At 43.1% G+C, this 19843-nt stretch carries 16 protein-coding genes; 2 read left to right on the top strand and 14 right to left on the bottom strand.

Features of this window, described 5'->3' with window-relative positions; genetic code table 11:
* Positions 1-2: 2 nt before the first annotated feature.
* The 13 genes from panB (JL57_RS02230) to panB (JL57_RS02170) all read right to left on the bottom strand — a co-directional run bounded on the left by panB (JL57_RS02230) (position 3) and on the right by panB (JL57_RS02170) (position 16880).
* Positions 3-836 (bottom strand): 3-methyl-2-oxobutanoate hydroxymethyltransferase, encoded by an 834-nt coding sequence (panB, locus tag JL57_RS02230; RefSeq protein ID WP_034140427.1) that lies wholly within the window; start codon positions 834-836, stop codon positions 3-5.
* Between the two features lie 106 nt (positions 837-942).
* Complete coding sequence (gene ilvD / locus JL57_RS02225; RefSeq protein WP_034140426.1) at positions 943-2610, bottom strand: dihydroxy-acid dehydratase; 1668 nt, start codon at positions 2608-2610, stop codon at positions 943-945.
* A 211-nt stretch (positions 2611-2821) separates the two neighbouring features.
* A complete protein-coding gene (locus JL57_RS02220) occupies positions 2822-4414 on the bottom strand; it encodes a response regulator (protein ID WP_034140425.1) in 1593 nt (530 codons plus the stop codon).
* Positions 4415-4424: 10 nt separating this feature from the next.
* Complete coding sequence (locus JL57_RS02215; protein ID WP_034140424.1) at positions 4425-6020, bottom strand: histidine kinase; 1596 nt, start codon at positions 6018-6020, stop codon at positions 4425-4427.
* Positions 6021-6061: 41 nt separating this feature from the next.
* Positions 6062-7072 carry a 4-hydroxythreonine-4-phosphate dehydrogenase PdxA gene (gene pdxA / locus JL57_RS02210; RefSeq protein WP_034140423.1) on the bottom strand — a complete coding sequence of 337 codons (1011 nt, stop codon included), beginning with the start codon at positions 7070-7072 and terminating at the stop codon, positions 6062-6064.
* 141 nt (positions 7073-7213) lie between these two features.
* Positions 7214-8482, bottom strand: coding sequence for a four-carbon acid sugar kinase family protein (locus JL57_RS02205; RefSeq protein ID WP_034140422.1), 1269 nt, complete (start codon positions 8480-8482; stop codon positions 7214-7216).
* An 86-nt stretch (positions 8483-8568) separates the two neighbouring features.
* Positions 8569-10239, bottom strand: a complete 1671-nt coding sequence (gene ilvD / locus JL57_RS02200) for a dihydroxy-acid dehydratase (RefSeq protein ID WP_034140421.1) — start codon at positions 10237-10239, stop codon at positions 8569-8571.
* Positions 10240-10325: 86 nt separating this feature from the next.
* The gene (locus JL57_RS02195; RefSeq protein ID WP_034140420.1) at positions 10326-11600 is read right to left on the bottom strand and encodes a lactate racemase domain-containing protein; all 1275 of its coding nucleotides are present in this window, start codon (positions 11598-11600) and stop codon (positions 10326-10328) included.
* 34 nt (positions 11601-11634) lie between these two features.
* Positions 11635-12921 (bottom strand): TRAP transporter large permease, encoded by a 1287-nt coding sequence (locus tag JL57_RS02190; protein WP_034140419.1) that lies wholly within the window; start codon positions 12919-12921, stop codon positions 11635-11637.
* Positions 12921-13397, bottom strand: a complete 477-nt coding sequence (locus tag JL57_RS02185; RefSeq protein ID WP_034140418.1) for a TRAP transporter small permease — start codon at positions 13395-13397, stop codon at positions 12921-12923. Before JL57_RS02185 ends, JL57_RS02190 begins: the two co-directional genes overlap by 1 nt.
* Positions 13398-13468: 71 nt before the next feature.
* Positions 13469-14506, bottom strand: a complete 1038-nt coding sequence (locus JL57_RS02180; RefSeq protein WP_291299600.1) for a TRAP transporter substrate-binding protein — start codon at positions 14504-14506, stop codon at positions 13469-13471.
* A gap of 166 nt (positions 14507-14672) precedes the next feature.
* The gene (gene larA / locus JL57_RS02175) at positions 14673-15986 is read right to left on the bottom strand and encodes a nickel-dependent lactate racemase (protein WP_034140417.1); all 1314 of its coding nucleotides are present in this window, start codon (positions 15984-15986) and stop codon (positions 14673-14675) included.
* A gap of 24 nt (positions 15987-16010) precedes the next feature.
* Entirely contained in the window at positions 16011-16880 is an 870-nt protein-coding gene (gene panB / locus JL57_RS02170) for a 3-methyl-2-oxobutanoate hydroxymethyltransferase (RefSeq protein ID WP_291299599.1), read from the bottom strand.
* A gap of 316 nt (positions 16881-17196) precedes the next feature.
* Between panB (JL57_RS02170) and JL57_RS02165 the strand changes: the two genes are divergently transcribed.
* The gene (locus JL57_RS02165; RefSeq protein WP_034140416.1) at positions 17197-18171 is read left to right on the top strand and encodes a D-glycerate dehydrogenase; all 975 of its coding nucleotides are present in this window, start codon (positions 17197-17199) and stop codon (positions 18169-18171) included.
* A 37-nt stretch (positions 18172-18208) separates the two neighbouring features.
* Positions 18209-19384 carry a pyridoxal phosphate-dependent aminotransferase gene (locus tag JL57_RS02160; RefSeq protein ID WP_034140415.1) on the top strand — a complete coding sequence of 392 codons (1176 nt, stop codon included), beginning with the start codon at positions 18209-18211 and terminating at the stop codon, positions 19382-19384.
* Between the two features lie 89 nt (positions 19385-19473).
* Here JL57_RS02160 and JL57_RS33295 read toward each other — a convergent pair whose 3' ends face one another.
* Complete coding sequence (locus JL57_RS33295; RefSeq protein WP_291299598.1) at positions 19474-19701, bottom strand: glutaredoxin family protein; 228 nt, start codon at positions 19699-19701, stop codon at positions 19474-19476.
* Positions 19702-19843: the final 142 nt, after the last annotated feature.

Genomic DNA, 19843 nt, shown 5'->3' with positions numbered 1-19843 from the left:
TCCTAATACAAACGCTTTAGATCTTCGTCATTCATGGCAAATCCATGTTCAGGAGCCGGATAGCTTCCTTCATCAATATCCTTGCACCAAGTGTCAAAAACCTTCACAATGTCATTCCCCATTTGGGCATATTGAATCACGAATTTTGGTACAAACTTATCAAAAATCCCTAATAAATCGTAAGCATTTAAGTTGAAACCAGTTGTAAAAGGACCTGCCCCAACCGATATCGTTGGTATCGTAAGCTTCTGGTCGATTAATTGAGCTAAAGCTGTGGGTATACATTCCAACACCATGGCAAAGGCGCCCGCTTCTTGCACGGCCAAGGCATCTTGCAACAACTTTTCTGCAGAATCCGCGTTCTTCCCCTGCACCTTAAATCCGCCTAGCATGGCCGCTGTTTGAGGAGTCAGCCCGATGTGGCCCATGACCGGAATGCCAGCGTCAACCACTGCACTCATCGTCTCGGCAATTTTGACACCGCCTTCCATCTTCACACAGTCGGCCCCTGCTTTGAGCAGAGTGCCAGCATTTCTAATGGCCTCGTCGCGGTTCACTTGGTAGGAGAGAAACGGCATGTCTCCGACCACAAAAGTACTAGGTGCTCCCTTTCGGACAATCTTCACATGGTAGAGAACGTCCTCAAGGTTAACAGGTACGGTGCTGTCATGGCCTTGAATTACCATCCCTAAAGAATCGCCCACTAAAATCAGTTCCGCAGATGAACGATCAACCATGGAAGCCATAGGGAAATCATAGACGGTAATCATTTTAAACTTTTGTCCTGAAGCCTTCATCCCTTTTAAGTCTGGAATCGTGATTTTGTTTTTTACCATGATCAACCCTCCTCGTTATATATTAGAATTCGATTATCAGTCTCATAAGCCTTTGGATTATTTGTTTAACTTGTTAAATTTCTTGTCCTTGGTAATCCTAGTTCAATTAATCCATAAATACCGCACCTGACATTGCTGAACTAACTTGTTTCGAATATCTGTGCAAATAGGTACCTTTTTTGACGTCAGTTCTTTCCGGCTTAACCCAAGCAGCACGCCTTTCAGACAACTCTTCGTCACTCACCTGCAAGTGTAATTTACCAGCCGGAATATCGATCTCTATGATGTCTCCTTCCCGAACTAAAGCAAGCGACCCTCCTTCTGCAGCCTCTGGAGAGATGTGACCAATGGCCGCTCCGGCTGTTGCACCAGAAAACCTGCCATCAGTAATCAAAGCTACCTCTTTACTCAAGCCCATACCGACAATGGCTGCCGTAGGTGTCAGCATTTCCCGCATACCCGGCCCGCCTTTCGGTCCTTCGTACCTTACCACTACAACATCGCCTGCATTTATCTTCCCGCCGTAAATCGCTTCGACCGCTGGTTCCTCTTGATCGAACACTCTGGCAGGTCCCTGATGCCTTAACATCTCCGGAGCTACTGCAGCACTCTTACAGACTGAACCATCCAGAGCCAGGTTACCGTATAGTAATTGAATTCCGCCTTTTTGGGCATAGGGATTATCCATGGGACGGATAACTTCTGAATTTACAACGTTTGCCCCGGCCACGTTTTCTTTTAAGGTTGCGCCTGTGACTGTTAAAACCTCTGTTGCAAGCAATCCATGCTCAGCCAGTTGGTTCATCAGTGCAGTTATCCCTCCAGCCCGGTGAACGTCAACCGGATAGTGCCCACCTGAGGCAGGTTTCATTTTGACAAGATGGGGCATCTTTTGGGCCAGCTCTGTGAAACAATTTACGTCAAATTCTAGGCCGGCTTCTTTAGCTAAGGCCGTTATATGGAGTACTGTGTTCGTGGAGCCACCAATAGCCAGATCAACCACTATGGCATTTTCAATTGCTTTTTTGGTGATTATTTGGGACGGAACTATACCCTTTTGATAAAGTTCCATAATTTTAATCCCCGTGCGTTTCGCCAAGGTCAATCGAGCTCCCGATGCTGCTGGCGTTGTGCTACCGGGCAAAGCCATTCCCAATGCCTCTGTCAAAAAATTCATGGAATTAGCTGTTCCTAACAGGTTACACGCTCCACAACCTGGTAGAGCGACCTGTTCACGTCTCGCTAATTCCTCCATGTCAATCAATCCTCTAGCCACATCCCCCTGAGCAGCCATTAAATCGGTATAGCCAATTTCCGCGCCATTAAGGTAACCCGTCGCCATTGGCCCACCACTAATCATGATGGCCGGAACATCTAGCCTGACCGCAGCCATAAGTAGGCCTGGCGTTATTTTGTCGCAGTTCGTGATTAAGACCATAGCATCATATTGGTGTCCATTCATCATACATTCTACGGAATCCGCAATCACTTCCCGACTGGCTAGAGGGTAATGCATGCCATAATTCCCTTGGGCTATCCCGTCACAGAGTGCGATCGTGGGAAACTCAATGGGTGTACCTCCAGCAGCAATGACTCCTTCACGTACTGCTTTCGCTATAGAGTCCAGGTGAACGTGGCCTGGCATGGTATCATTTTGCGTATTAACTATGGCAATTATCGGCTTGTCTAAGTCCTCTGGCAACAATCCCATGGAATAGTACAGGGCCCGATGGGTTGCCCTTGCAAGGCCCTTTGTCGTCGTGTGACTTCTCACTTTCTATCACTCTTTTCCTAATTCAACTATAATATTGCGATTTTTCTTATTGTAATTAATTCGCGATCGACAAACTATTGCCTACTGACTTTCTTGTCTTAAGGTTTTGAATTTTTGCTTAACAAAAGGACCGAGAAAGCGCCTCGGTCCTTTTATCCAATCGTTCCACTCCCCACTTCTACAAGTGGGAGTGGAACCCAGTACTACGAGTTCACTCCTTCCGATCTGTCAAGGAAATTACTTGTTGTGGCGACACATCAAAATGTTTCTTATACACAGTACTAAAGTAGCTCGGATCATAATAACCCACTTGTTTTGCGACCTGGGCTACAGACAATTTACCAGTTACCAGCAGATTCTGGGCGTGTTCCAGACGAATCCTCGTCACGAAAAATGCAAAGCCCTCTCCAATATGCTTTTTAAACAACCGACTAAAGTAACTTGGGCTAAGAAAGAGCTTTCCAGCCATCTGTTCGAGAGTAATGTTATCATGATAATTTTGACGAATATAGGATGCCGCCCAGTGTATTGATTGTTCTGTCAGAGTTTCATTAGGTAAACAAAACCAGCGATTTAAGACTTCAATTAATGCAAACAGACTGTTTTCTAATTCATCATAACAACTAATAGTACTTGAACTTTCCAGGTATTGTTGAGCAATTATACTGGCTTCATTTCCAGGTGCTTGTTCCGTGAGCTCGAACAACAAAGCATTGACAATTTGATTGGCAACAGTCATGATTTGCTCCGGCGGAATAAAACGATTGTGCAAATCTCTAAGCGCACCTTGAATAGTATCCCGGGCCTTGTCTACCTTCCTTTCCAACAAACAGTTAAATACAGTCTTTTGGATAACTGGAACATTGGGCAAACAATCCTGTATTGAACCCAACTGAGCCAATAAAAAAATTCCCGGTTTATGCCAAAACAAAGCTGTCCTACGTAGTTTGTCAGCAATGTTAAAGGCGCTAGGGATAGATCCTTGATCATTAAGGAGAGCAAATCCAGCGTACACCTGGATTTCAAATGAACGTTCCCATGATTCTATTATTTTGTTCAAAGCTTGTTGTTTTTTATTACCCCACGTCTTAAGTAATACTACAATGTCACCAGAAGGGAGAATTTCGCACAGATTGAAATCAATATCCTTCCCAATATTCTTAACCAATGTCTCCCGCAACCCATTACCTGTAAAAATCTTTCCGTTTTGGTTACAAACAGTGACAACCAGAACTCCAGCGGCTTTAATTTCCCCTAGCCCCAAAACGTTTTTCATCGAGATCATAGCATTGTTATTTGATTTACCACCTGTAACAAGCGCATACATCAACTGTCGTTTTAAGAGTGGTCTTGCTGTCTCAACTTTCTGCTTCATTTTGTTAATCTCACGATTGGCAAGCCTTCGTCTAAGCACCTCAGCAATTCCTTTTTTCAAGACATCTACCAGTTGTTCCGGCCTAATAGGTTTAAGTAGATAATCGTCAACATCAACCTTCACTGCTTGCCTTGCATACTCGAAGGACTCGTAGGCCGTTAAGAGATAGATTTTTGTTAAAGGATACTCCCTTTTGATGATCCTGGCGGCGGTAAGTCCATCCATCATCGGCATATTGATATCCATAATCACAAAATCCGCGTCGTGCTTTCTAACAAGTTCTATGCCCTCTTCCCCGGTTTCTCCTTCCCCACAAATATAGAAGGGCAGTTTAAACGTGTTTACAACATAACGGACAAATTTTATTTCCGTTAGCTCGTCGTCAACAATTACCAGTTTATACATACTATCCCCCCGGATCTTTGCCATAAATAATCCTCTATACGCTGACAGGTACCCTAATTATAACCTTAGTTCCTCGTTCCGCTAGGCGCTCAATCGTCAATGAAATTTGTTCTCCATAAAAATGCTTTAAACGCATATATATGTTTTTCAGGCCAATACTTTTCATATTATTAGAATTAAAGCCTGTCTTGTTAAGGTTTTCAACTTGTGCTATTACTTCTTGTGGTACACCGCTTCCGTTGTCTTCCACCATGAAAACAGCGGTTTCTCCTTCCATATATCCTTTAATATACAAATTCCCCGCCCGTCGCATGTCCGAAAAACCGTGGAGAATTGAGTTTTCCACCAGAACCATTAATGTCATAAACGGTATTTTGACCTGGCTTACCTGATTATTCACGTCTATATGGGCTTCAAATTTATGGGGAAACCGAGTCTTTTGGATAAACATATAGTCCTTAACGTAATCCAGTTCTTCTTTCACGGTAATTAAGGAATCACTCTTACCTAAACTACAACGCAGGAGATTTGATAACGCATACGTCAGGGAAGATACAGTTGTTGATCCCTCCATTTCTGCCATCTGGGCGATCGTATTTAAAGTGTTAAACAAAAAATGGGGATTGACCTGAGATTCTAAAAATTTTAGGCGAACTTCTTTCAGAGAGCTTTCCAACTCTGCTTGCTTTTGTTTTTCCAATGATAGTTTTAGGCGATAAGAGGTCATCTGTTTTTCCCGGGCAGAGAAAATTATTAGTTGCACGAGAGAAGTAGTTACCAGCAAAATAGTTTCCGCTGCGGAAACTAAATGGTTACGAGTTAATACTCCCAGTTTCAAATAAGCCTTTTGCGCTACCGGAACATATTCCACCGGAAAATATTGATTGACTAAATCGACAGTTTGTGTTGTTTGAACTGCCAGTAACTCGTAACCACATCCTAGGTAACCTAACAATCTTCTGTTGATAATGATAGGCGACAGAAATGAAGTTAACCCATACCTGCAGTTGTAAACTTTTAGCTCATTCCCAACGAATTTTACTCCTGCGTTCGAGCATATCGCACAATCCCCCGCTTGTAAGATATAACATAGCCGACAGAATTCCGGAAGATTTTTCGGCTCAGTAAGTTTATCACCATGAACACTAATCAAAGTGACTGCTAAACCAACGCTCTGGGAAAATTTGTCTGCAATTGGCTCGAGTTTAATCATCTCTATAAGTTCATCCAGCTCCACATCGTCGATCGGAGATAACTCCCCCAAGGCTGTCGGCATTACTGGCGTTACAATGCTTATAAACATAGCGGGTCGATCGGAAATGTTCAGAATTCTGTGCTGCCCGCCACTACGAATGTATCCTGCTTGTCCTTTTTGCACAATGATCTCACGGTCATCACACCAATGGATTAGTTCGCCTTCAATACCAATTATTATTTCCTCGTAACCGGGATGAGGGTGTATTTTTTGCTCCTGAAAAGGGTATACCTTCACAACGGACAAGCTGCTTTGCGCTTTGCGGTTAGTTGGAGCCAACTCGAGCCAATAGAACTCACCCCAAGGAAGAAACTGTTCATTAATAATTTTCAAGTTAAATACTCTTTCAATTTCTTCTCGCATAGCATTACTCAAAACACTCACCCCCCTAAATTCGATGTTAGATGTTCGATTGTTCACTCTTTCCTTTCCTTATTGACCGCTAGATCTATGGCAAGATTCAAGGCGGCTTCCATACTTGCCGCTGAGGCAATCCCTTTACCTGCAATCTCAAAAGCTGTACCATGATCGACAGATGTCCTAATAATTGGCAGCCCAATACTAGTGTTAATACCTTCGTCAAATCCAATGACCTTTACAGGGATGTGACCCTGATCATGGTACATTACAATCATCACCTGATATTCACCTTTTTTTGCTCGAACAAAGAGACTGTCGGGAGGAACAGGACCCATTACTTTCATCCCTTTAGCTAACGACTCCTCTATGGCAGGAATAATCTGTTCGATTTCTTCTGTGCCAAAAGCCCCACCTTCTCCACTATGAGGGTTTAGCCCGGCCACTGCGATCAATGGATTAGAAATACTATAGGTCTTCACGACCTCGTTTGCTAAGTCAATTACTTTCTTAATCCTACTCTTGGTAGCCTTATCACATGCTTGTCTTAAAGAGCAATGAGTACTTACATGAATAACATACAAGTCATTCACTGCCAGCATCATGGCATAATCACTCGTATTCGTCTTTTCGGCAAAAATCTCCGTATGACCCGAGTACTGATTGTACCCCGCCAAATGAATTGCTTCCTTATTGAGTGGGCCTGTCACGATAGCCGCTATTTTCTGCGCCTGTGCGAGTTCTATAGCTTTAAAAACATAGGCTACGGCAGATTTTCCAGCTACAGCACTGACCTGGCCATAGGTAACATCGCTGATGCCAGGAATATCAGACTCTAGGACATCTATTACACCGTACTTAAATTTTGCTTCTGACAGATCCTCAATTGCTCGTACTTTGAGTGGTTGTTCCACAAACTTGAGACTTTGCTGGAGTCGCTCCTTATCTCCTAGAACCACCGGAGCAGCTCTGTGATAGTACTTCTCGTTACTTAAGGCCTTAACTACTATTTCAGCGCCTATTCCCGCTGGGTCACCCATAGTTATTCCGATAATTGGTTTTGTGTTCATTGCTTTTACCCTCTTTCAACCACTTGAAAAAAGCAAACTTTTAGTCTTAAATTTCGATAACATGACAGTAAACGCCTTTAAATATTTTGTTCACCACAACCAGTTTCTTGTCTAATTTTAAACTTTTATAAAGACTAATTACTATCTTTTTTCCAGATTGTTCTTTCCCAGATACTCCAGTACTTTTTCATAGGCATCATAAGAACCTAAACTGCCGGATTTGGTTACTGCATACATACCATCACATTTGTCGCCTATTAGGCGTCCAAAAGGTATTCCGGGAACAATTTCATCTTCCAGCTTTATACCTTTGCAGCCAAGTTTTTTACACACGAAAGACGCCGTATCCCCTCCAGATAGCATAAGCGCTCCAACCAATGAGCTGTCTACGATTTCACTAGTTATTTGTCCAAGCGCTTGAAGAATTAGATTCTTTTCTTTCTTATTTGCTAATTCAAGGGAGTCAGGTAAACTTTCTGCCTTGGATAAAGTATTTAATACTATCGCCGTATGATTCCCTGAAGTTAAACTAGACTTTGCCAAAGTCACAACTCTTTCTATCTCGTACATACTTTCCGAGGAAACTAATTTAGGGACATCAGCCGTAATTATCTCAACTTGTTGTTTTTCTTCGAGCCAAGCAATCTGCATAGCAGTAACAGGGCTATAGCTTCCAATAATCATTAATAGCCTTTCCGAAGGAGTTTCAAGTATGTTCTTCTTATTTCTCAAGCCGGAGGATACAAGTAATGACTCAGCCAACCCTCCTGAACCGGCAATGACCATTTGGGGTAAAAATTCTTTGAAAGTATCTGAAGTCACGGCTAAATCTTCCTGACAAACTGCATCAGCAATGACTATGGTTTCTTCTCGGGTATCAATTACGTCGACAAAGAATTTTCTTACATGTTCTACACCATTACGGATTTCTTCCAGTGTTAATAATTTAACCTTACACTTTGCTTGCTCCCGAACAAGCTGCATAATATTAAGGCCTTTATCGAACTTCTGTTTTAATGGACCCTCATTGACAAACAGGAAACCACCAGCCACCCTCCTGCTGTTGGCTGGAAACGCCGGAGTGATAACACCAACCGATACTTTTTGCACCCTCATAAGAGACAGTAACTCTAGTCCGGGATATCCTCTCATGGTAGAGTCAATTTTTTTAAATATAAATGGAAAACCCATATTTAATAATAGTTTGGCAGCATTTTGAACTTTCCGGTAAGCTTCGGTGTTGCTTGAATTTCTTGTTTCTGTATTCATAACAATAACTTCAACATTTTTAAATAATTCTAATTCTGCTTTATCAAAATTTAAAATCGTTACTGTGGAAATCCCATGTTTGGCAAATTGAATACCAGTATCATTAGCGCCTGTAAAATCATCAGCAAGTATTCCAATCAAGCTCAAAATACCCCCTCTGCTTCTGTTATTAGTCCCCTACAACCACAATATCATGAGAACTACTTTTCACAAGTGACTTTTTAGGATCAGTCTCTATGCTTGATAATTGCGCCTTTGTCTGCACTTTCCACTAAACGTGAATAAAGGTTTAAATAGCCGCTCGTAATCTTTTTGGCGGGCTTAGTCCAACGATTCAAGCGTATTTGAATCTCTTCATCACTGACCATTAGGTCCAGCCGTCGACCGGGAATATCAACTTCGATAAGGTCACCCTCATTAACGATGGCTAATGGTCCCCCAGCTGCAGCTTCCGGTGATACATGACCAACCAGACCCCCACGGTTTGAACCAGAGAAGCGCCCATCTGTGACAAGCATCACACTTTCTCCCAGTCCCAGTCCTTCCAGCACTTTAAGTGGCTTATACATTTCCGGCATGCCGGGCCCGCCTTGAGGACCTTCATAGCGGATAACAATACAATCACCATGGCTAATTTTTCCGGTTGAAATAGCGGTAATAGCATCGTCCTCACCATCAAAAACCCTAGCTGGACCGCTAAAATTCCACATTTTCGGCAGAATAGCAGCGGGTTTACAAACGGCACTATCGGGAGATAGGTTACCTCGTAATATGGCTAGTCCCCCGGTCAGACTAAAAGGCTCTTCTAGAGAACGAATAACTGTGGTATTTTTACTCTTTGAGCCTTCAACATTTTCTCTGATTGTATGCCCTGTTACAGATAGTTCATCAGAATAGAGTAATGGCATGAGCGCATTGTAGACTGCTGCTACTCCACCCGCTTTGTGAAAATCTACGACGTTAGGAGCCGCAGCAGGGTTCATTTTAGCAATGTGAGGAGTCGTATTACTCAGCTCTTCAAAGATATTTAAGTTTAATTCGACTTCTGCCTCATAGGCAATAGCCGGTAAATGTAAGGTAGCATTTGTCGATCCCCCGATCGCCATGTTAAGCCGAATCGCGTTTTCTAGGGATTTTCGGGTAATGATTTTACGTGCAGTTAGCCCTTGTTGAACAAGTTTTACAATTTGCAGACCACTTTCCTTAGCCACTTGTAATCGTTTGTGATCGACCGCTGGAATCATAGCACTTCCCGGAAGGCTCATTCCTAAACCCTCAGCTAGAATACACATTGTATTGGCAGTACCTAAAAAGGAACAACTCCCGCAGCCTGGACAGGCTTCGTTTTCAAGCTCTATAACCTGATCTAAAGTGATCGTCCCTGCTGTATATAGGCCCAAGGCCTCGCTGACAGTCGCCGCATCCGAGGCTTTTCCACTAAATTCAATACCGCCTTCCATTGGACCTGCATTAACCAAAATGGCTGGAATATCTAATCGAGCGGCAGCCATCAGCATCCCTGGTACCGTTTTATCACAGGATCCGAGGAGAACTATCCCATCGAGCTGATGAGCTTGAACCATCAGTTCAATATCGTTGGCAATAGCATCCCTGGTCGGTAGAATATATCGCATCCCAATATGACCCTGTGCGATTCCGTCACAGGCCCCAATGACGCCAAATTGTACCGGAGTTCCTCCTGCTTCCCGAATACCTTCCCTCACGAAGTTTGCGATGTCATTCAAAGGGTAATGTCCGGGTACCACTGTACTGTGGGCATTCACCACGGCAATCATAGGTTTGTCTAAGTCTTGATCTGTATAACCCATAGACTTATATAAGGCCCTTTGAAAAGAGAAGTCAGGTCTAGTTAAAATACGTTCACTGCGTCTTGGCATTTTCTCATTCCCTTCCGATTTCCTTCTAGATAAGGATTATTTTTCTGATCTTAGTGGAAAGAAGTTTGAGGATGATGGAACTCATATTATGAAGTTCCTGGCGCAATATGGATAAAGTTTATGTCAAGGTTCCCTTCTTGGTCGAAAGCTAGCTCTTGTAAGGGGGTCAAAACTTCTATGCCGGGCTGAGTACTAAGCATAGGTAGCAAGCTTTCACTCACTGCTATTTTTGAAATCTCTAAGGTATTAGGAATGTACATCATTCGAGCGCTCCGCGGATTTTCTTGCCATAGGCAGCGTTGGGCTGCAGCAATGCTTGCCTGGTCGTTTGGAAACGCCATCGGTATTTTGCCTCGATCGATAAATGAACTCGTAACCACGTTTTCTCTCATGACTGGATAATCGATCCCGTGCATTACCCTTTCCGTGGTGAAATCAGCCAAGCCGATTCCTAAGGCATTTCCATGGGCTGCCTCACTTAAGCGTAAAGCAACGATATATTGAATCTTAGGGTTAGAAAACTCGGGTTCCCCATAGATTTTGACTCTTCCAATAATATTAGTATCCATACCCGTCCCGCTAAAGTTTTTCCCTATTTCCCCAACGATCAGGAGATCGAGTTCATTGACTGGAAGTTTAGGCAACATTTGATGCGCTATCCGCAAGAGTTCAGGTTCCCTGACAGCAAAATCTACTGGAAGAACAGCCTCAATATGTGCCGTTTCGTCATAACCATTTTCCAAGAGCGCAAGTCCACAGAGTATGGGCGCTTTGTTTAGGGTAACTTGAGCTACTTGAGGCACCAATTCACGAAGACCACGAATCCCGTAAGTATGAATGGCTAAAGCCTGTTTGTGCTTACCTAGGCCGATAGCGATCATTTTATGTAATCCGCTCTCGATGGGTCCCCGAAAATCAGTATGGGGCTTAACCCGCCCTACCACAATAATCCCATCTGCTTTAGCTGCATGGACATCTAAAAATACGGGTAGTCCACCAGAAGTACTCCCGATCTCTACCACATCCATAGTAGCAAGAATGGGAGCATCCATGGATTCTTCTGTGATGCCCAGCCCCCTTAAGAATTCAACTTGGCCCTCTGCAGTAGCCCCTCCATGGCTCCCCATCGCAGGAATAACAAAGGGCTCTGCACCACAAGCCTTTATTTCATCTACAACGGTTCGCAAAATGAGAGGGATCTTGTATATCCCTCGGCTACCTGCAGTTATGGCTATTCTCATCCCCGATTGAACTTTATCATTAAGCTGGATTCTGGCAAATTCCTTACGGATCTCTTCCGGAATGTTCTGGACGGTTTGATTAGGCAGTTGTTGCTTAATAATAGCAAAACGTGGAAGCACTGAATTCCCTCCCCCCGAAAAATGTTTTACATTTCTATTTAAGGGCACCTAATACCCGGGGTAGCCAAAGAGAAATCTGAGGAATGTAAGTGATGATAAAGATATCGGCAATAAGGACAAGGAGATAAGGGAACAGATAACGTGTCAGATCTTCAATGGATGTCTTGGCAATGTTACAAGTCACAAAGAGATTAATTCCTAAGGGCGGAGTAACCATTCCGACAGCCAGGTTGACAATAATAATCATCCCGAAGTGAATGGGATCAATTCCTAACTGTAGTGCAACCGGCAAAAGAAGGGGGGTCAAAATAATAATTGAAGCGGATGTCTCGAACATAGTTCCTATAAGGAGAAGGAGGATATTGACATGGAAAAGGAACAACAAAGGATTGCCTCCAGAGGCGGACATAAATACCTCGGCAATCTTAATCGGTATTTGCTCACGGGTCATGATCCAGCCGAAAGTAGACGCATTCGCGATGATGATCATGATGGTAGAGGTAGTCAGCGTGGACTCAAGAAAAATCTTTTTTAAATCAGTGATTTTGATTTCACGGTAAATAAACAGACCGACAAATCCTCCATAAAAGACAGCCACAACGGCAGCTTCTGTCGGGGTAAAGATCCCACCATAAATTCCACCAAGAATAATAACGGGCATTAAAAGTGCTAGTAAAGCTTCTTTAAAAGAGGCACCTATTTCTTTAATACTCGACTTTTCTGTTCCTACAAACCCTTTTTTCTTAGCAATTACGTATGCTGTAAGCATCAAGCTTCCAGCAATCAGAATACCCGGAATGAATCCTGCAAGAAATATAGTCCCTATGGACTGACTTGCCATAACTCCGTATAAGACCATAGGAATACTTGGAGGAATGATAACGCCTAACTCCCCCGAGGCTGCAACCGTCGCTGCGGCAAAGTTAAGTTCATATTTCCGTTGAACCATAGCAGGAATAAGAAGAGTCCCGATGGCAGCTGCCGTAGCAGCACTAGAACCTGAGATAGCCGCGAAAAACATACAGGTAGCTACCGTTACGATCGCTAGCCCTCCTGTCACGCGACCCATAATAGAGGAAACAAAATCAATGAGACGCCTTGAAATCCCTCCATCTCCCATGAGATTTCCCGCTAGGACAAAAAAAGGAATAGCCATTAAGGGAAATGAGTCGACAGAGGCAAACATCCGTTGGGGAATGATCATCAGGGGAACGTTTCCTTGAATCAACATGGCCAACGTCGAAGATGCCCCTAACGCAAAAGCAATCGGGAGATTGACTAAGAATAATACGCCTAAGCCAACCAAAAGAATAGTACCCATTATTCAACCCCTCCCCATCGTTCTATTGCCACGGCTATAGTATTAAGGATCATCAGACCCATTCCAACTGGAATACCCACGTACGCCCAGGACATAGGAATAAGCATCGCTGCAGAAACTTGGGTTTTGGCAATCATCGTCATTTTAATGCTATAAAATAGCACGACAGCAAGGAAAAGAATTTGAAACAAAGTTACCAATTCTAGGGTAATGCGAGTCGCGAGTTTGGGAAGCGCCTTGACAAGTACTTCCATCCCTATAAGTGCTTTGTAGCGTATGCCAAGGGAGGCACCGAGAAAGGTGGTCCAAACCATAAGATATCTGGCAAGCTCTTCCGACCAAGGGAGGGCTGCAGCAAACACGTATCGGAATATGACTTGCATAAAAATCACCACAGACATAACTCCCAACATAAGCACAACGATCCATATCACTAAGCGATTTATTTGATCAATCCCTTTGACAATTGTATTCATTTCACACCTCTTTTTATGAGAGATAAAGAGCGGCTGTGTCACCGCTCTCTATCGACTCTTGTCATAAATAATTACTTGGTATTGATAATTTTAGCGATCAAATCTTTTCCGAACTCATCCTCGAATTGTTTATATACAGGCTCGGTGGCTTTCTGAAACAGGGATTTATCCACTTCTGTGACGATCATCCCTTTTGCTTTTAATTGAACGAGTTGCTCGTCTGTTTGCTTTTTGATCAATCCTCGCTCATATTCCCGACCTTCTATAGCGGCCTTTTTAAAGATTTCCTTTTGTTCAGCAGTTAGTTTGTCCCAGGTCATTTTACTGATCATTATAGGTGCTGGAGAATAGACATGCCCTGTCATCGAAAGATACTTTTGAACTTCTTCCATGTGATTGGTATAAATAACTGGAATGGGGTTTTCTTGTCCATCGATAGTACCATTTTGTAAAGCGGTAAATACTTCTGAAAATGCCATTGGAGTGGGGTCAACTCCTAGTACTTTGAAGGCAGCCATGTGAACTTTGTTTTCCATGGTGCGGAGTTTCAAGCCTTTAAGATCTGCAGGAACTTTAATTTCCCGCTTGTCATTTGTCACGTTACGGAACCCGTTCTCCCAGAAAGCTAAACCGACAATTCCTTTTGCCTCTAACTGTTTCAAAAGATCTGCTCCTATAGGCCCGTCAAGAACTGAATAGGCATGGGCATTGTCTCTGAAAAGGAAAGGCAAGTCTACAACGTTCATCTGAGGTACAAATCCGCCGATGGGACCTGTGGAAGAAACAACAATATCCACACTCCCGATCTGCATACCTTCAACTAATTCTCGTTCTGCCCCTAGAGCATTATTTGGGAAGATTTGAATTTCAATGGCTCCATTGGTCTCTTTCTCTACCGTCTCCTTAAACTTTTTAAGACCTAAGTTATATGGGTGGTTATCTGGGGTAGAATCTCCCGCCTTCAGCACTAATTTTGTTGGTGGTGTACTTGCCTTGTCAGCTGAGGTACTGGAGCTTGTCGGAGTAGAACTTCCACATCCTGTGACTGTTACGGCTAATAGCAAACCCGCAACTACTAGGGCCGTTAATTTGGGTTTCAGGTTTCTCAAATTTTTCCTCTCCTTTTAATTAATGTATTTGCCTAACTGAAGATATTCCTCAGAAAAAGCCATGAAAGAGACCTACGGTTTACAAGATTATAGAATATTGCAAAAATTAAGCCTGCTTCTAGGTCGCATAATGATTTGTTTATCCATCGTGACATTTGCTGATAAACTAAGTCGTACTAACGATGGTACGCATTCTAGGTAGTGTGTTTGCTGCTTGGGGCATGATTGTATAGACCGGTTTATCTGTTCCGCACTTCTGGCGAGCGATTTCGAGGGCTTCTTCGATAGTTGTCGCTGGGATCATATTTGCTTTTAGCACTAATTCAGCATTCTCTGGTCGTGTTACCATTACGAAGGTAGCAGTATCCCCGCACTCCACTTCACGCCAAGCTACCCAACCTGGAATCGTAAAGTTAGCTCGGAGAGCTTTTTCCATGTCTAGCATGGTCGCATACTGAAACCATTGGGTAAACTCAAGGGGTTCGTAAATATCTGGGCATTCACTGAGCAGGATGACAACCCCGCCCTTTTTCACGGCATAGATTGCGTTATCCATGGTTTTCCCGGTCTGATATAAATTAATATCTTTAGGGTATCCTCCAGCCGATGCAATCACAATATCCGCTAAGGAATCGATGTCTACACCATAGATAGTGTCAACGAGTTTTGTACCCTCCATCCAAGCGGAAATCCAGTTCCCTGTAAAAATACCTGCAAAATCCCCTTCGGGGGTAGGGACCATATTGATGATAAAGTCAGGTTGAACAAAACCCGCGATCTCCATCATATCTTCATGAACTTCATTCCCTCGAGTTTTTCCAGATATGGAATTGGGATTAGAGCCTGAGCCTAGTTCCGAGCCCAGCGCCCATAAATGATTCTGCTGGATGGTCTTAATGGAACAAAAGCCCGGCATAACGCTTTTGCGTCCCCCGCCATACCCAACCATGTAATGATAAACGATACCGCCAGTCATAATTAGACGGTCTGCTTCTGCTACTAGTTTATTGATGGAAACTTCGGTTCCCCGACTGGTTTTACCAAAATAAATCATATCCTCAAGTTTGTGTGCATCATGATTCACTATTTTAACGCGCTGGAACACCTCTTCCCCACAAAGGGCCTTAAATTCCTCCTCTGTGTTCGGGCGATGTCCCCCTACGACGACGATAATAGTAATGTCTTGATCCGGAACTCCCGCCTCATTAAGAGTGTTTAGAATGTGCGGCATAATCATTGGCATCTTCTGCCACAAACGCGTAATATCGCTGACCGTAATCACGACTTTTTCTCCCGGTTTTACCATTTCTCGTAAAGGTGGAGAATCAATGGGATGGTCCATAGCTTGTATTAGTGTAGCAGTAACATCTGTTATGGCTGGATAGTCTCTACCCAGAATTTCCAATAACAATTGGTCAGTAGGAATCGTAAAATTGATTTCATTCTGACCGTACTTAAGGCTAAAGGGGTGTTGTTGCACGTAAAGTCACCTCATATCATGATGTTAAAGTTTACTTTTTATTGCTTCGAGGATATCCGAATCCATGCCATAGCAATGTTCAGGTGCCGGAAAGGTTCGCTGGGTAACATCTGTAATATAGTTCTGTAAGCCATCACTAATGACCTGGTTCAAATTAGCATATTGTTTAACGAATTTCGCCACATGCCCACCGAAAAATCCAAGAGCATCGTGAACCACTAGTACCTGTCCATCCGTATAGACCCCAGCTCCGATACCAATGATGGGGATCTTCGCCCGCTCGGTAATGATCTTACCGATCTCTGGCGGTATGGCTTCTAACAAGATCGCAAAGCATCCCGCTTCCTCCAGAGTTTTCGCATCAGAAATCAGTTTTAATGCCCCTTCGACATCTCTTCCTTGAGCCTTAAACCCGCCTAGTGCAGACACTGACTGAGGGGTTAACCCGATGTGCCCCATGATTGGAATTCCCGCACGAGCTAGAGATCGAATTGGGGCAACCATTTCTGCCCCACCTTCGAGCTTAACCGCGTCTACTCCGCTCTCTTTCATTAGTCTACCGGCATTAATCAGAGCGTTTTCAGCCGATACCTGGTAGGACATAAAAGGCATATCTCCAATTACAAAACTATGCGGGGCACCTCGTTTCACTGCTCCTGAATGGGCGAGTATCTGGTCCATTGTTACAGGGACTGTCCCTTTGTATCCGTAGACCGTCATTCCAAGTGAATCTCCGCAGAGAATAATGTCGATTCCTAAGTTGTCTTCGATCACAGCCATTGGATAATCGTAGGCAGTCAACATTGTGATCGGTTCACCTTTTGCCTTCTTCTCTTTCAGATACGGGATCGTAACAACTTTACGCTTTGTTGGGTCATCTTCTCCGTATGCCATATGATTCTCCTCCCTGAATTTTAAATATTTCCAAAATTGTTTTATATAGGAAAAAACTTCTTGTCAACTCTCTTATCCTATAATTCAACATCGACATTTTATTGCCTACTGACTTTTTTGTCTTAATGTTTTGAATTCTTGCTTAACAAAAACAAATTAGAAAACTCTACTTATCCTCTTCGGGGAAGAGGTTGCACTTTGGATAGTTAAGGGGCAACCGTAACGGTTGCCCCTTGAGCATAATACGCCTTGCATTTGGGATTAATATTAATATATGATTTAAGAGTTAACTAGACTTAAATATCGGAGGTTGAACATGAGTAGATGGAATGTTTATGTAACTAATGAAATTCCTAAACCAGCTCTTGACATGCTGGCAGAGTATTGCGACATGGAAGTTAATCGTACAGGCCAAGTTCTTACAAAACCGCAATTATTGGAAAAGGTTAAGGGCAGGGATGCTGTGTTGAGCTTGCTTACTGATCCAATCGATGCTGAAGTAATGGATGCTGCTAAAGGAGCTAAAATCTTTGCTAACTATGCTGTCGGCTACAACAACATAGATATCCCCTCCGCAACAGAACGAGGTATTATGGTTTCTAACACTCCCGGTGTACTTACGGATACTACGGCTGAAATGGCCTGGGCTTTATTATTTTCTGTAGCACGGAGAGTGGTAGAATCGGATAAGTACACAAGACTGGGAAAATATAAAGGTTGGGGTCCGATGCTCTTTCTGGGACAGGACGTAATGAATAAAACGGTTGGAGTAATAGGTGCCGGAAGAATAGGCTTGTCGTTTGCTAAGAGGGCAAAGGCCTTCGATATGAAGGTGCTCTACACCGACATAGCAGCTAACCCTCAATTCGAAAAAGAAACCGATGGTCAATTTGTCACTCTTGAAACTCTTCTCAAAGAATCAGATTTTGTTTCAATCCATACTCCACTTCTCCCAGAAACGTTCCATTTGATGAGTGAACAAGAGTTTAAGCTTATGAAAAAAACAGCGATTTTAATTAATACTTCCCGCGGGCCCGTAGTGGATGAATCAGCACTGGTGAAGGCTTTACAATCAGGGGAAATCTGGGGAGCAGGTCTTGATGTCTACGAATTCGAACCTGAATTTTCAGAAGGGCTAATGGAACTTGACAATGCCATCATTTGTCCTCACATTGCCAGCGCTACAATTGATACCCGCACCAAAATGGGCACAATCGCTGTGTCCAATATTTTAGCAGCCATGAGGGGAGAACTTCCCCCGAATTGTCTAAACCCCGAAGTGTACAAATAGAAATCAACTTAAAATTCACAAAGGAAGTGCGTTTTTAATGAAAAAGGTATTTGCGGATAGAATGTCCTTGCTCGGTACAGAAACTGCTTTTGAGGTTTTGGCAAAGGCTAAAAAGCTGGAAGCTCAGGGGAAAGATATTGTCCATCTAGAAATTGGTGAACCAGACTTTGACACTCCTAAGAATATTATTGATGCTGCTTGCCTAGCCCTAACCAGCGGATATACCCACTATACTCCCGCTCCCGGTATTCCAGAAGTCAGGGAAACGATCGCTGGATACATTCGCTCCCATAAAAATGTCGATGCTTCTGCTGAGGATGTGGTTATCGTCCCCGGCGGAAAGCCTATCATGTTTTTCTCCATCATGGCAACAGTAAATCCAGGTGATGAAGTAATTTATCCGAATCCCGGTTTTCCCATTTATGAATCCGTTATTCACTTTGTTGGCGGAAAACCTGTCCCGATCCCTTTACGTGAAGAAAACCAGTTTCGATTAGACGTTAATGAACTTGCCCAGTTGATTACACCTAAAACCAAAATGCTGATTATTAATTCTCCGGGAAATCCTACTGGGGGCGTACTCACCAGTGACGACATCAGAGCAATCGCAGACTTGGTACGAGGAAAAGAAATACTCGTGCTTTCCGATGAAATATACGATCGGATCGTCTATAGCAACACCTCCCTCCTTTCCATTGCCTCGTTACCCGGCATGAAAGATTGGACCATTATCTTAGACGGGTTCTCGAAAACTTATGCCATGACGGGTTGGCGGTTGGGTTACGGGGTTATGCACCCGGAAATAGCTGCTCGAATTGCTCAACTGATGGTTAATTCTAATTCCTGTACCTCTGCATTTACACAAATGGCTGGTAAGGAAGCACTAACGGGGCCACAAAGCGAAGTCGAGAATATGGTGGCTGAGTTTAAGAAACGCCGCGACATTATGGTAAATGGCTTAAACTCTATTCCTGGAGTGAGTTGCCTATTGCCAGAGGGATCATTTTACGTCTTCCCCAATCTAAAATCGTTTGGCAAAGACACTAAAATAATAGCTGATTACCTCTTGAATGATGCAGGAGTCGCTTGTTTAGGGGGTACTGCCTTTGGCTCTTACGGTGAAGGATACCTGCGTTTCTCCTATGCAAATTCGATAGCGAATATCCAAAAAGCTTTAGAGCGGATAGAAACGGCATTAGGTAAAATGAAATAACAATAAACAAGGCTGGATGCATTCTAATTGCATCCAGCCTTATTTATCCACAGATCCGGTCATTCAGCTCTTGCATTAATATACTAAACTCAATGCAGGAGAGCGAGAATCTTATCCTTGTTAAAACCAACTATAGTTTCATCCCCCACCACGAAAGTGGGCACACTATTAATGTTTCTGCGTTGTAATTCCAATAAAGCGTGCTCATCAGTACTTATATTTTTCTCTTCAAAAGGAATATTGTTTTGCGAAAGAAACTTCTTCGCCGCTGTACAATATGGTCAGCTATTATTGGTAAACATAGTTACATTTTTCATTGTGCAGATTCCTCCTGTTACTTCATTACTGTAGTTAGTATTGCAGTAATTTAAGTTTTCATTCCTATAACATCCCTTGAAATTACTAACAGCCATTTTTTAAAGTCAACAATAACTGTTACTATGTTCCAAATACTAGTGT

The sequence above is a fragment of the Desulfosporosinus sp. BICA1-9 genome (assembly GCF_000802135.1).
This window is presented reverse-complemented; position numbering and strand designations above follow the sequence as displayed.

What these genes read in the sequence shown, in the direction of transcription:
- JL57_RS02185 (WP_034140418.1), bottom strand. Translation starts at nt 13,397, where the DNA reads ATGAATACAATTGTCAAAGGGATTGATCAAATAAATCGCTTAGTGATA.
- pdxA (WP_034140423.1), bottom strand. Translation starts at nt 7,072, where the DNA reads ATGAACACAAAACCAATTATCGGAATAACTATGGGTGACCCAGCGGGA.
- ilvD (WP_034140421.1), bottom strand. Translation starts at nt 10,239, where the DNA reads ATGCCAAGACGCAGTGAACGTATTTTAACTAGACCTGACTTCTCTTTT.
- panB (WP_291299599.1), bottom strand. Translation starts at nt 16,880, where the DNA reads ATGGCATACGGAGAAGATGACCCAACAAAGCGTAAAGTTGTTACGATC.
- JL57_RS02220 (WP_034140425.1), bottom strand. Translation starts at nt 4,414, where the DNA reads ATGGCAAAGATCCGGGGGGATAGTATGTATAAACTGGTAATTGTTGAC.
- JL57_RS02160 (WP_034140415.1), top strand. Translation starts at nt 18,209, where the DNA reads ATGAAAAAGGTATTTGCGGATAGAATGTCCTTGCTCGGTACAGAAACT.
- panB (WP_034140427.1), bottom strand. Translation starts at nt 836, where the DNA reads ATGGTAAAAAACAAAATCACGATTCCAGACTTAAAAGGGATGAAGGCT.
- JL57_RS02190 (WP_034140419.1), bottom strand. Translation starts at nt 12,921, where the DNA reads ATGGGTACTATTCTTTTGGTTGGCTTAGGCGTATTATTCTTAGTCAAT.
- JL57_RS02165 (WP_034140416.1), top strand. Translation starts at nt 17,197, where the DNA reads ATGAGTAGATGGAATGTTTATGTAACTAATGAAATTCCTAAACCAGCT.